Below are 12376 nucleotides of genomic sequence, written 5' to 3'. Positions count from 1 at the left end.
CGACAGCAGACAGAGAAGTGAAGGGCAGAGGCGTGGTGACGGAAGATTTCAAGGCACTCCGGGTCATATCGGAGGGGCCGGTCCTGAGGGTCCAGTTGGACAGCCCGGAAACGGGCAACGCCGTCTGCGGAACGCTCCTCGATGAACTCCTGACCGTATTGCACGCTTTGGAGGACGCGCCCGAAATCCGCGTGCTGGTTCTCTCCGGCCGGGGCGCCGACTTCTGTCTGGGCGGCGACCGCCGTGAGTTCGCCGAGCTCCTCGCCGCCGATGCCGGGGGATCGGGGCTGCGGGCGGTGGCGGGCAAGGCGCGCCGGGTCTGCGACGCGCTGTCCAAGGTCGAGGCGGTCACCATCGCCAGGCTGCACGGTGGGGTGATCGGAGCGGGGCTGGCGCTGGCGCTCTTCTGCGATCTGCGGGCCGGAGCGGACAACTGCCGTTTCCGGATGCCGGAGCTGGCGCTCGGCATGCCGCCCGCATGGGGCGGTGCGCTGCCGCGGCTGCTGCACGAGACGGGCGCCGCTCGGATTCGCGAACTGATCCTTACCGGTGACAGCTTCGACGCGGCGAAGGCGGCCGAGCTGTCCATCCTGCACAAGGTCGTCGCGGAGGACGAGCTGGACGAGGTCATCCAGCAGTGGACCAAGCCGATGGTCCGCAGGTCACCCGTGGCGCTCCGCACGGCCAAGGTCATGCTGAACGCGTACTCCGGTGCCCACCGCCTCGCGGATGCCACCCTGTTCGACGCGGAACTGATGACCTCCGTCCTCACGGCCGCCGAGGCGGGCCGAGGCCGCTGAACTTCCGGCCGGGGTGCGGTCCGGCGGCCGCCGCATCCCGGCCTCGGCCGTCCGGCCGGCTCACTCCTCGGCGGAGGTGACGTCCTCCCGGTGCCGGGCCGCCAACTCCAGGTACATCGCGGCGTTGAGCTTGATGCCCTCGCGTTCCTCGTCGGTGAGTTGCCGCTTGACCTTCGCCGGCACCCCGGCGACCAGCGAGCCGGGCGGGACCTGCATGCCCTGGGGGACCAGCGCCTGCGCGGCGACCAGCGAGCCCGCGCCGATGTGCGCACCGTTCAGCACCGTGGCACCCATCCCGATCAGGACATCGTCCTCGACGGTGCAGCCGTGCAGCACCGCGTTGTGCCCGACGGAGACCCGTTCGCCGACGGTCACCGGGAAGCCGGGATCCACATGCACGGTGCAGTTGTCCTGCACATTGCTGTCGGCGCCGAGCACGATCGGGCCGCAGTCGGCCCGCAGCACCGTCTGGTACCAGACGCTGGCGCCCGGACCCATCGTGACCTCGCCGAGCACGACGGACGTCGGGGCGGTGAACGCCTTCTGATCGACCTTCGGCTCCTTCCCGCCCACCGGTGAAATCAACGCCCGTGCCGTCATCCTGGATCTCCTCACCGTTCTGCGCCGCGCCAACAGCACCGTAGACGACGGGCGCGGCGCCGGGCGGGGCCGACCACCGGTGGGGCGAAGATCACAGCCCGCGGCGGGGCCGTCCGCGCGCGGGCTGAGTACGGTGTGCGGGTGCCGATAAACCAGAACGTGTTCTCGTCTGTCGCGGCCTGGCGGCGCCGGGCCGTGTCGCGCGCCGTCCACCGTGGCGCGCGCTGGGTGCGCGAGGCCGCGGCCGTGACGGCCGAGCGCCCGGGGCCGTACCGTTTCCGCCGGATCGGCACCGGCACCCGGCTCGCCTATCCCCAGGGCACGGTCTTCGGAGACCCGTGGATCGAGCTCGGCGACCACTGCATCATCGCCCAGGACGTGACGCTGACGGCGGGCATGATGCCGGACCTCGATCTCGGCGCGGAGCCGATCCTCACGCTGGGGAACGGTGTCGTGCTGGGCCGCGGCAGTCATGTGATCGCGGATGTCCGGCTGACGATCGGCGATGACTGTTTCTTCGGCCCCGGCGTCTATGTCACCACCACCAACCACAGCTATGACGACCCCGAGGTGCCGGTCGGCAAGCAGTGGCCGCGCAGTGAGCCGGTCGCCATCGGGCCCGGCAGCTGGATCGGGACCGGTGCGGTGATTCTGCCCGGAGCGCGGCTGGGCCGGAATGTGGTGGTCGCGGCCGGTGCGGTGGTCCGCGGTGAGGTCCCCGACCATGCGGTGGTCGCCGGTGCGCCCGCCAGGATCGTCCGCCGCTGGGACGCCCGGCAGGGCTGGCAGCCGCCGCTGCGCACCCCGGCGCCGGTGCCGATTCCCGAGGGCGTCACCCCGGAGCAGCTGGTCGCGCTGGAGGAGTGGCAGGCGGCGGAGGCCGGGGAGGCGTACGAGACGTCCTGACCCGGTGTCAGATGCGTCGGCCGCCCGCCGGGGTCAGCCGCCGGAGGCGAGCAGGGCCGAGCCGACCAGGGCGAGGGAGGCGCCGGCCGTCTGGATCGCCCGCAGCCGCTCCTTGAGGATGCCGAGTGCGGCGAGCGTGGTGACGACCGGGTAGAGGGAGGCGAGCACCGCGGCCATGGTGACCGGTCCGCTCTGGGCGGCGAGGGCGTAGGTGCCGTTCGCGGCGACATCGGCGATACCGACGAAGGCGAGTGCGGGCAGCGCGTCCCGGAGGGCCGGGAGTCCGCCGTCGGGCAGCGCCGGAGTGCCGCGCCGCACCGATGCGTAGAGCGCGGCGCCACCGACGGCGACATTGCACAGCCGCTGGACGAACAGGGCGAGAAAGAGCCCGGTCACGGTCGTCGACGCCTCAGAGATCAGCGCCATCACCGCACCGAAGCCGAGCGCCGAGATCACCGTCAGCACGATCGTCCGTCGGGCCACGGAGGCGCCGCTGATCCGCGGGCCGCCGGCCAGCACGACGCCCACCACGGCCACCAGCATGCCGGTGATCTGGAGCAGGCCCGGCCGCTCGCCCGCCAGGATCCCGACGCCGAGCGGTACGAGCACGGTGCCGAACGAGGCGAGCGGGGAGACCACGCCCATCGGGCCGAGCGCCAGGGCGCGGTAGAAGCAGAGCATGGCGGCCGGGCCCACGACGCCCGCTCCGACCGCGAACCACAGCTGAGGTCCGGCCTCCCGCCAGCCGCCGGTGGCCAGCACGATGGCGCCCAGTACGACGGCGGCCAGGGCCTGGGAGACCACCACTACGGTCAGCGCCTGCAGCCGTCGGGCGAGCAGTCCGCCGCCGAAGTCGGCGAGCCCCCACAGAAGGCTGGTGGCCAGGGCGAAGACCGCTGTCATGGTGAAACCTCGCAGTACAGTGAACCGGACGCTGAAGTACACCACACCGTAGTGCAACAGAATGCACTGGGGAATCAAATATATTGGCTTCTACTGGGACGGACCGTGACGGACCTCGATCAGCTCACGCAGTCGCTCGCCCGCAATCTCAAACACTGGCGCGCCGAGCGCGGCTTCACCCTCGATGCGCTGGCGGCCCGCGCCGGCGTCAGTCGCGGCATGATCATCCAGATCGAGCAGGCTCGTACGAACCCGAGCGTGGGGACCACTGTCAAGATCGCCGACGCGCTCGGCGTCAGCATCACCACACTCCTCGACTACGAACAGGGCCCGCAGGTACGCATCGTGGCTTCGGAGGAGGCGGTCCGGCTGTGGTCCACCGAAGCCGGCAGTTTCACCTCGCTCCTCGTGGGCGCCGAGGCGCCGGGACCGTACGAACTATGGGACTGGCGGCTGATGCCGGGCGACAGCAGCAGCTCCGATCCGCACCCGCCCGGCACCGTCGAACTGCTGCATGTCCGGGCCGGCACGCTCACGCTGATCGTGGACGGCGAGCCGCATGAAGTGCCCGCCGGTGCCTCGGCGACCTTCGAGGCCAAGGCCGCGCACGGCTACCGCAACGACGGTACGGAACCGGTCGAGATGACCATGTCGGTGATCATCCCGCCCGTCCGCTGAGACGGCCCGCCACCGGGCCGGCCCGGCTGTTAGCTTGGCGGCATGCCCGTGCCGATGGATGCTTTTGACGAGGTCCGGCCCGCCGTTGAGTGCCTGGACCTGCTGCCCGAGCCCGTGGTCGCCGCGATCCGCGCCTGGCGCGGCTCCGTGCCCGTCGAGGAGCTGCGCCATGTCGACACCGATCCGGCGATCGCGGACACCGCGCTGCTCGTCGAGCGCTACGGCCCCTGGCTCCTGGAGCAGTCGGCGAACTGTGTGGTGGTGGCCGGCAAGCGCGGCGGCGAGACCACCCTGGCCGCCTGTGTCGTCCTCTCACACACCCGCGTCGACGTCAACGGGGTGGTGCGCCGTCAACTGGGCGCCCGCAAGGCGTCGTTCGCGCCGATGGACAAGGCGGTCGGCGACAGCGGGATGGAGTACGGCGGGATCACCCCGATCGGCCTGCCCGCCAACTGGCCGCTGCTCGTGGACGCCGCCGTCGTCGATACCCCCTACGCCCTGATCGGCAGCGGCAGCCGCCGCGGCAAGCTCATCGTGCCCGGCAAGGCGCTGGCCGAACTGCCCGGCGCGACGGTTCTGGATGGGCTGGGGATCGCCTGACTGCTGTCGGCCCGCCGCCCCGTCCGGCCGGTCCGCACGGGCGTCGCGGGGCCGCACGGGACGGCGGCGCACGGCACGTTCACCCGAGTCTGCCCGCCGCCCACCCGCACGCGCGCAGCTCCGCCCGCCCGTTGTTCAGCGCAGACGAGGTATCTCGATCGCGGGACAACGATCCATCACCATGTCGAGACCGGAGTCGTGCACCCGGTCCCAGGCCGCCTCGTTGACCACCCCTAGCTGGAACCAGACGGCCTTCGCCCCGACCGAGACGGCCTCATCGGCAACCGGGCCCGCCAGCTCGCTGTTGACGAAGACATCGACCACATCGACCGGGAACGGGATCGCGGAGAGCGAGGGGTAGCCCTGCTCGCCATGGACGCGCTCGGCCTTCGGATGCACCGGCACGATCCGCTTGCCGTAGCGCTGCAGCACCTCCGCGACGCCGTGCGCCGGGCGCTGCTCGTTGGTCGACAGGCCCACCACGGCCCAGGTGTCGCCGAGCTCGGTCAGGATCCTGCGGATCGTACTGGGGTCGCCGTACACGCACTGCCTCCTGCGAATGGAAGGGTCCTGACCGCTCAACGGACGGCGTGACCCGGAGATTCCCGTCGCGGGAGACGACAAGCCGCGCGAATGCGACGGCCGGTCCGCACCGTACGGCAGACGCCCCGCCCGAAGGGGAAGACGGGCGGGGCGGGTCTTCTGCGTGGTGGTTCAGTTCGCGCCGCGGGCCATTCCGCTGCCGGCCATCCCGGCACCGACCACGGTGCTGCCCTTCGCGGTACGGGCGGGCTTGCCGATCCCCCGGCCGCTGCCGACGGGCTCGGCCCCGCCGGCCCCGGTCCCCGGACGCGGTGCCACCGGCGCGGCCGGTTCCCGCGCCTCCGATCCGGATACCCCGGCCAGCGCCGCGCGCAGCTCCTCGGTGTCCACCAGCATGCTCACCGGCCCGGTCGGGTTGAGGTACAGGGCATGCCCCGGCGGCAGCTGCTCGACGAGTTCGGCCACCGGCCGACGGTCGTACAGCAGCCGGCCCACCGATTCGAGGTAGCTCTGCGAGGTGTAGACGGGGATCACCGGGGTGCCCTCGGGCGAGGCGGCGGCCAGCGGCGAACCGGTCGCGGTCACCAGGACGGAGACCTCCGCACGCGCCAGCGCCTCGGAGACGTCCTTCCCCGGCCCGTAGCCGGTCGCGGCGAGCTGCAGTGCGCAGTCGACCGCGTCCGTCGGCTCGGACCAGTCCAGCATCTGGGGCGACGGCCGGTACTCCGGATTGTCCCGCCACTCCTCGATCTCGCCCGTCGGACCCGACCGCCACTGACCGATCAGCGCCCAGAGCGGTGGCGGCCCCTCGCCCTGCCAGGTCAGATCCACCATGGCCAGCCAGTGGTCGGGCGCAGTGCGTGCCGCCTCGATGACCTCCGGCGGGGGCTCGGGCATCTCCTCGCCCGTCACCGGAACGCCCGCCGTCATCGCCGACTGTGTGCTCTCTTCCATGCAGCCCTCCGCAAACCCGCCGTTCCTACCTGTACGAGCGGGGCCCCGGAAACACGAGGCTCTCGCACTGGCCTCACAGTGCCCACGGGCAGCGCGGACGTCTCCCCGACGCACCGTGCGGACGGGGCGGGTACGCCGCGTGGCCGTGCGCACTGCGCCCGTACGGCGGACCCCCGCGCCCGTACGGCGGACACCCCAGCGCGGCGCGGACGACCGGGACCGGCCGGTGCCTGCCGCTCACCTGGACCGGCCGGTGCCTGTCCGCCATGGGGGCCGCATAGGCTGGTCCGATGCAGGAGCAGTACCGCACGCTCGCGCGCGAGGGTGTCCACGAGATCGAGATCAACAAGTCCCGCTTCCTCTGTGCGCTCGCGCCCGTCGCGACCGAGGCCGAGGCCCAGGACTTCATCGCGCGCATCCGCAAGGAGCACCCCGCCGCCCGCCACCACTGCTTCGCCTACGTCCTGGGCGCCGACGGCAGCGTCCAGAAGGCGAGCGACGACGGTGAGCCGGGCGGCACCGCGGGCGTGCCGATGCTGCAGATGCTGGTACGCCGCGAGGTCCGCTATGTCGTCGCCGTCGTCACCCGCTACTTCGGCGGCGTCAAGCTCGGCGCCGGCGGCCTCATCCGCGCGTACGGCGGCGTCGTCGGCGAGGCGCTGGACACGCTGGGCACGGTCACCCGGCAGCGCTTCCGCCTGGTGACGGTCACCGTCGACCACCAGCGGGCGGGCCGGTTGGAGAACGACCTGCGCACCACCGGCCGGACCGTGCGCGAGGTGACCTACGGCGCGGAGGTATCCATAGAGCTCGGGCTCCCGGAGTCCGACCTGGACACCTTCCGCGCCTGGCTCGCGGACACCACGGCCGGTACGGCACGGCTGGAACTGGGCGGGGAGGCGTACGGGGAGCTCTGACCGGGCGGCCCTGGCACAGCACTTGACGTACGCCCCGCGAGCGTCGGGTGCGCCGGGACGGCGCAGTGCACCCTGCCCCGCCGCTACTCGCCGGCGATCGCCGCCAGCATCTTCGTACGGGCCGCCCGGCGGGCCGGCCATATCGCGGCCAGCACTGCCGCGAGGGTGACGCCCACCAGCGACAGACCTATGACTCCGGCGGGGACCGAGAAGTCCCACAACCGCTGCCCGAACATGGCGTGTTGCATGACGGCGCCCGCGGGGACACCGACGACCACCCCGAGCAGGGCGCCGAAGAGCGAGATCACGATGCTCTCCACCCTGATGGTCCGGCGGACCAGGAGCCGAGTGGCGCCCACCGCGCGGATCACTCCGATCTCGCGGGTGCGCTCCATGACCGAGAGCATCAAGGTGTTGACGACACCGAACACCGCGATCAGGATCGCGACGCCGAACATCGCGTACATCAGGGTGAAGGCCAGCGACTGCTGATCGATGCCCTGCTCGACCAATGTCTCACCACTGCCGACGGAGATGTCCGGGCGATCGCGGAAAGCGGCCCGGATGCCGTCCCGCGCCCTGTCCGGGTCGGGCCCGGTGGCGTACAGGGTGGTGATCTGTCTACGCAGCGACGCGGGTGCCTTGCTGACGTCCAAGAAGATGCTGGCTTGGAGTTCGGTGGCGTCGTAGATCCCTACCACGGTCTGGGTGACGGAGGTCTTGGCATCCAGATGCAGGGTGATCCTGTCGTGCATGCCCAGGTCCATCATGTCGGCCTGGTTCTGTGAGATGACCACGCCGTGGGTCAGGTCGAGGCTCCCTGCCGTGAGGTGCGGGGTGAGCGGGCCCTTGAGGCCCGCCGGCTCGATGGCGGAGATCCGGCGCTCGGTCCTGCCGCCCTGGTAGGTGAGCCCGACCAGTGCCTCGCGGCTCCCGGCCACCTGCGTGACCCCGGGCAGCTTCCTGACCTTGTCGGCCTCAGCGAGGGTGAGCGAGGACTCGGCTCCGGCCGCGGACTGCAGGACCGTGGTCGTGGTCGGCACGTTTGCCCGGGTTGTCGAGGCGATCAGCGTGGAGAACGAGGCACTGAGCGTGGCGAACGCGCAGACCAGTGCCAGTCCGACGGTGAGGGCGGTCGCCGTACCGGAGGTCCGTCGCGGGTCGCCCGCAGCATTGCGCAGACCGAGCCGGACCGCCGGTCCCGACCGCGACCCGAGAAGGCGTAGCAGCGGCCGGAGCAGCGCCTCGGCGAAAAAGGGCGCGAGCACGATGACGCCGATGACACCGAGTACCGCCCCCGCGAGTCCGATGATGCGCCCGAGGTTGGACGCACTGGGGTCCGCGGTGACGGCGACCATCACCAGACCGAGGAGGACACAGCCGAGACCGGTGGCGTTGCGGGTCCGCTGGGTCTCCCGGGGGACGGTTTCGGCGGTGCGCAGCGCGGCGACCGGCGGGACGGCCGCGGCCCGTCGCGCGGAGCGGTACGCGGCCACTGTCGTCACCAATACGGCGACCCCGTATCCGAGAAGGATCGCCACCGGGCTGACAGTGAAGTCGACGTCGTCCTCCGGCCGCATCACCGCAATCATCGAGGGCCCCAGTGCCACACCGCCCAACGTGCCGATGGTGCCGCCGGCCACTCCGAGCACAACGGCCTCGATGATGATCCCGGCCCTGACCTGGCTCCTCCGTGTACCGACGGCCCGCAGCAGCGCGAACTGCCGGGTCCGCCGGCTCACCAGCAGGGTGAAGGTGTTGGCGATGACGAACATCCCGACCAGGAGCGCGACCGCGGCGAAGGGCAGCATCGTCATCCGGAGCTCCTGTGCGTCGGAGTCCGTCTGTTGAACGGCAGCCTGGGCCAGTGCATGGCCCGTCTCGACGTGGTACTCGTCCCCTAAGCCCTTGCGTACGGCCGCCTTGATTGCGCCGGGGCTCGCACCGGGCGCGGAGATCAGCTCGATGCGGTGGAATCGCGGACCGAGCAACTTCGCAGCGGTCGCCGTGTCATAGGCCACCACCGGTACCGCATCGGATGCCTCGTTCGTGTCCGTCGTGGTCCTGGGGCCCAGCCGGTGATAGGTGAACAGCGCCGTCACCTTGGCCGTGTCGGAACGTCCGCCGGACAGCAGCACATGGGCGGTGTCGCCCACCGTGAGGCCGGCGGAGTCGGCCTCGGCCTTCTGGAGAGCCACCTGGCCCGGAGCGGTGGGTGCCGTGCCTGCCTCTACAGTGAAGCGCTTGTCGTTGCTCCAGTTCGTGCCGGCCCGGTCCAGGACCGTGCTCGTGCGGATGAACTTGTTGCCACGACCGATCAGCCCGGCGCGGCCGACGACCACACCCTCGGCGCGCCGGACCCCGGGCGTGCGGGCCAGCCGGTCCCGGTCCGCGGCGGTGAGCAGCGGCTCCTTCCCGGGGCTCTGCACCGAGACACCTACGTCGTGGCGAGTTTCCTCGCCCGCGAGGGTGGTGGCGATGGAATCGCTCACCACCCAGCTTCCGACCGTCGCGGTCACGCCGAGAGCGATGGCGAGAAGCGTCATCACCACACGGCCCTTGTGCGCGAGCAGATCGCGCAGCATCGACGTCAGCATCAGGCGGCTGCCTTCTCGAACGACTTCATACGTTCCAACACGCCTTCGGCGGACGGCGCCTGGAGCTCGTCCACGAGATGGCCGTCCTTGAGGAACAGCACCCGGTCCGCGTAGGCGGCGGCACTCGGCTCATGGGTCACCATCGCCACCGTCTGGCCGAAGGCGTCGACACTGCGGCGGAGAAAGGCGAGCAGCTCCGCGGAGGCGGAGGAGTCCAGTGCGCCGGTCGGCTCGTCGGCGAACACCACCTCGGGCCGGGTGACCAGTGCCCTGGCGCAGGCCACACGCTGCTGTTGACCACCGGACAGCTGGCTGGGCCGGTGGTGCAGCCGGTTCTGCAGGTTGAGTGCTCCGATGACCTTCTTCACCGCGTCCTGGTCGTGCTTGCGGCCGGCCAGATCGAAGGGGAGCGTGATGTTTTCGAGGGCGGTGAGCGTAGGGAGGAGGTTGAAAGCCTGAAAGATGAATCCCACACGGTCGCGGCGCAGTTGGGTGAGCGTGTTGTCGCGCAGACCGGTTAACTCGGTGTCTCCGATCCATACTCTGCCCTCGTCGGCCTGGTCGAGCCCCGCGACGCAGTGCATCAGCGTCGATTTGCCGGAGCCGGAAGGCCCCATGATCGCGGTGAACTCACCGCGCCGGAACTCCACATCGACTCCGGCGAGCGCGACCACGCGGGAGTCGCCCGATCCATAGTGCTTGGCGAGCCCGGTCGCTCGGGCGGCAGCTGTTTTCTGTGTCATGGAGTGAATTGTGTGAGCGTGAACCGCCCCGGAGCGTCTCCCAAAAGGCAAGAAACATCCCTGGCTTAGGTTGAGGCAGAACTCAACTTTCGTCGGGCCCACGGCAGACGAACGAGAGAAGCCGGGCCGACCCCGACCAACTAGGCTCGATTCGTGGGACAACGTTGGGAAAGAGCACTTCGTCAGCGTCTGCGACGCTTAGGGGACCGCTGGGGACTCGCCGTGCTGTCGGCCGTGGTCGGGGCGAGTGCCTTGCTGTGGCACCAGACCGGCCCGGTTCCCGCTCTGTTGGCCGAGTGGGGCTGGACACCGCCGGCCGACCATGTGCTGTCGGTGGTGATCGCGGTGGCGTCCGCGACCGCCGTCCTGATGATGCCGCGCCGGCAGTGGCCGGTGATCACCATGGGAGCGCTGGCCTGGACACTGCTGTCCGTCTGGATACCGCTGGGTGTGGGGTCGTATGTCGCGGCCCGTATGTCGCGCAGAGCGTGGCATCTGGCCTGGTATCTCGTGGGTGGCGGTGCCGTCGCCGTGCTGCCGACGGCCGCGGGCGTGGCCATCGGGATGCCGGGCCTGGGCGGGGACGACCTGCTCCCGTCGCTCGGTGGTGCGGTGCTGTTCGTCTGGCTCCCCGCGGCACTGGGCCTGTGGAACAGGGCGCGCCGTGAGGTGATCGACGGGCTGGAGGAACGCGCCGCGCAACGGGAGAGGGAGCAAGCCGCCCGCGCCGAGCAGGCGCGCACCCAGGAACGTGCCCGCATCGCCCGGGACATGCACGACATCGTCGCTCACCGGGTGTCGCTCATGGTGCTGCACGCGGGGGCGCTGGAGGTCAACACCAAGGACGAGGAGACGGCCGCCGCCGCGGAACTCATCCGCACCACAGGCAGGGAAGCGCTCACACAGCTCAGGGAAGTCATCGGGGTGCTCAAGAGCGCGAGCGACGCGGTCGGGCCCAGCCTCGGGCCGCAGCCGACCCTGGTGGACCTCGACCGGTTGCTCGACCAGTCGCGCGCCGCGGGAGTCGCCGTGGAGCGGCACGACGAGGGCACGCCGCAACGACTGCCGACCCTGCTGGAACACGCCGCGTACCGCGTGGTGCAGGAAGCCCTCACCAATGTCCACAAGCATGCCGGTAGGGCCCACGCCCAAGTCTTCCTGCGTTACCTGGAGTCGGATCTGGAAGTCGTCGTGTCCAACACGGCCCCGAGAGAAGCCGTCGAGGCGCTCCCGGGCAGTGGTACGGGACTTGTGGGCCTGCGGGAGCGGGTGGAACTGCTCGACGGGATATTCGCCGCCCAGCCGACCCACGGTGGCGGATTCACCGTATCGGCCCGGTTTCCCCTTTCTCAGCCCGCCGTGGAGGAACGCGCATGATCCGAGTTCTGCTGGTCGACGACGAAGCCTTGGTCCGGGAAGGTCTGCGCATGATCCTCGAACCGGCCGAGGGCATCGAGGTGGTGGCCGAGGCGAGCGACGGCAGTTCAGCGATCACCGCGGCCGTCCAGCATCGCCCCGACGTCGTGCTGATGGACGTCAGGATGGCAGGCATGGACGGGCTGACCGCCCTCAAGGAGCTGCGGCGCTCGACCTATGGCCCCAAGGTGATCATGCTGACCACCTTCGACCTCGATGACTATGTGCACACCGCCCTGCGCAACGGGGCGGCCGGATTCCTCCTCAAGGACACCTCTCCGCGGGAGCTGGCCGATGCCGTCCGTACGGTCGCCGACGGCAGCGCCATGCTGACACCCAAGGTCACCAAACGGCTGATCGACGCCTTCGCGGGACTGGCGTCGGAAGGTGCGAGCGAGGCGCGTCAGCGGCTCTCGGTACTGACCGACCGGGAGGGCGATGTGGTCCGGGCCGTGGCCAGGGGACTGTCCAATGCCGAGATCGGACGTGCACTGGTGATGGGCGAAGGCACGGTGAAGGCCCATGTCAGCCGCGCACTCGCCAAACTGGGTCTGGCCAACCGGGTACAGATGGCGCTACTGGTCCGCGACGCGGGCTTGACGTAGCCGGTGAGCCGGGGCGGCAAAAGCTCCGGGGGATACGCAGGCGGCGTGTCCGCGACGTCGGCCGGGGCTGGCGATAGCGGACAACTGCACCTGCCACGGATGCAAGAATGAGGG

13 protein-coding genes are annotated in these 12376 nt (G+C 70.6%); 7 read left to right on the top strand and 6 right to left on the bottom strand.

Going from position 1 to position 12376, the window contains the following annotated elements:
* Positions 1–35 precede the first annotated feature (35 nt).
* A complete protein-coding gene (locus STRTU_RS02155) occupies positions 36–800 on the top strand; it encodes an enoyl-CoA hydratase/isomerase family protein (protein WP_159746638.1) in 765 nt (254 codons plus the stop codon).
* A gap of 60 nt (positions 801–860) precedes the next feature.
* Here the strand turns inward: STRTU_RS02155 and STRTU_RS02150 are convergent, their stop codons facing one another.
* Entirely contained in the window at positions 861–1400 is a 540-nt protein-coding gene (locus tag STRTU_RS02150) for a gamma carbonic anhydrase family protein (protein ID WP_159741955.1), read from the bottom strand.
* A 141-nt stretch (positions 1401–1541) separates the two neighbouring features.
* Here STRTU_RS02150 and STRTU_RS02145 point away from each other — a divergent pair, with 141 nt between their 5' ends.
* On the top strand, positions 1542–2306 hold the full coding sequence (locus STRTU_RS02145; RefSeq protein ID WP_174878796.1) for an acyltransferase: 765 nt from the start codon (positions 1542–1544) through the stop codon (positions 2304–2306).
* A 33-nt stretch (positions 2307–2339) separates the two neighbouring features.
* Here the strand turns inward: STRTU_RS02145 and STRTU_RS02140 are convergent, their stop codons facing one another.
* On the bottom strand, positions 2340–3209 hold the full coding sequence (locus STRTU_RS02140) for a DMT family transporter (RefSeq protein ID WP_159741954.1): 870 nt from the start codon (positions 3207–3209) through the stop codon (positions 2340–2342).
* A 105-nt stretch (positions 3210–3314) separates the two neighbouring features.
* On the opposite strand from STRTU_RS02140, the gene STRTU_RS02135 reads away from it, so the two are divergent.
* A complete protein-coding gene (locus tag STRTU_RS02135; RefSeq protein WP_159741953.1) occupies positions 3315–3887 on the top strand; it encodes a helix-turn-helix domain-containing protein in 573 nt (190 codons plus the stop codon).
* A 42-nt stretch (positions 3888–3929) separates the two neighbouring features.
* On the top strand, positions 3930–4487 hold the full coding sequence (locus STRTU_RS02130; protein WP_159741952.1) for a YbaK/EbsC family protein: 558 nt from the start codon (positions 3930–3932) through the stop codon (positions 4485–4487).
* A gap of 135 nt (positions 4488–4622) precedes the next feature.
* Here STRTU_RS02130 and STRTU_RS02125 read toward each other — a convergent pair whose 3' ends face one another.
* Positions 4623–5030 (bottom strand): CoA-binding protein, encoded by a 408-nt coding sequence (locus tag STRTU_RS02125; RefSeq protein ID WP_159741951.1) that lies wholly within the window; start codon positions 5028–5030, stop codon positions 4623–4625.
* A 171-nt stretch (positions 5031–5201) separates the two neighbouring features.
* A complete protein-coding gene (locus STRTU_RS02120) occupies positions 5202–5984 on the bottom strand; it encodes a type VII secretion system-associated protein (protein WP_159741950.1) in 783 nt (260 codons plus the stop codon).
* 290 nt (positions 5985–6274) lie between these two features.
* Between STRTU_RS02120 and STRTU_RS02115 the strand changes: the two genes are divergently transcribed.
* Positions 6275–6901, top strand: a complete 627-nt coding sequence (locus STRTU_RS02115; protein ID WP_159741949.1) for a YigZ family protein — start codon at positions 6275–6277, stop codon at positions 6899–6901.
* A gap of 83 nt (positions 6902–6984) precedes the next feature.
* On the opposite strand, the gene STRTU_RS02110 is transcribed toward STRTU_RS02115, so the two are convergent.
* On the bottom strand, positions 6985–9498 hold the full coding sequence (locus STRTU_RS02110; protein ID WP_159741948.1) for an ABC transporter permease: 2514 nt from the start codon (positions 9496–9498) through the stop codon (positions 6985–6987).
* Entirely contained in the window at positions 9498–10241 is a 744-nt protein-coding gene (locus STRTU_RS02105; RefSeq protein ID WP_159741947.1) for an ABC transporter ATP-binding protein, read from the bottom strand. The genes STRTU_RS02110 and STRTU_RS02105 overlap by 1 nt, the downstream gene beginning before the upstream one ends.
* 153 nt (positions 10242–10394) lie before the next feature.
* On the opposite strand from STRTU_RS02105, the gene STRTU_RS02100 reads away from it, so the two are divergent.
* Both STRTU_RS02100 and STRTU_RS02095 read left to right on the top strand, forming a co-directional pair.
* Positions 10395–11618 carry a sensor histidine kinase gene (locus STRTU_RS02100; RefSeq protein ID WP_218039284.1) on the top strand — a complete coding sequence of 408 codons (1224 nt, stop codon included), beginning with the start codon at positions 10395–10397 and terminating at the stop codon, positions 11616–11618.
* Complete coding sequence (locus tag STRTU_RS02095; RefSeq protein ID WP_159741946.1) at positions 11615–12262, top strand: response regulator; 648 nt, start codon at positions 11615–11617, stop codon at positions 12260–12262. The genes STRTU_RS02100 and STRTU_RS02095 overlap by 4 nt, the downstream gene beginning before the upstream one ends.
* Positions 12263–12376 lie beyond the last annotated feature (114 nt).

Source organism: Streptomyces tubercidicus (genome assembly GCF_027497495.1).
In the GTDB taxonomy this organism is placed as follows: Bacteria; Actinomycetota; Actinomycetes; order Streptomycetales; family Streptomycetaceae; genus Streptomyces; species Streptomyces tubercidicus.
The sequence above is the reverse complement of the archived record's forward strand: the minus strand, read 5'-3'. Positions and strand labels throughout refer to the sequence as shown.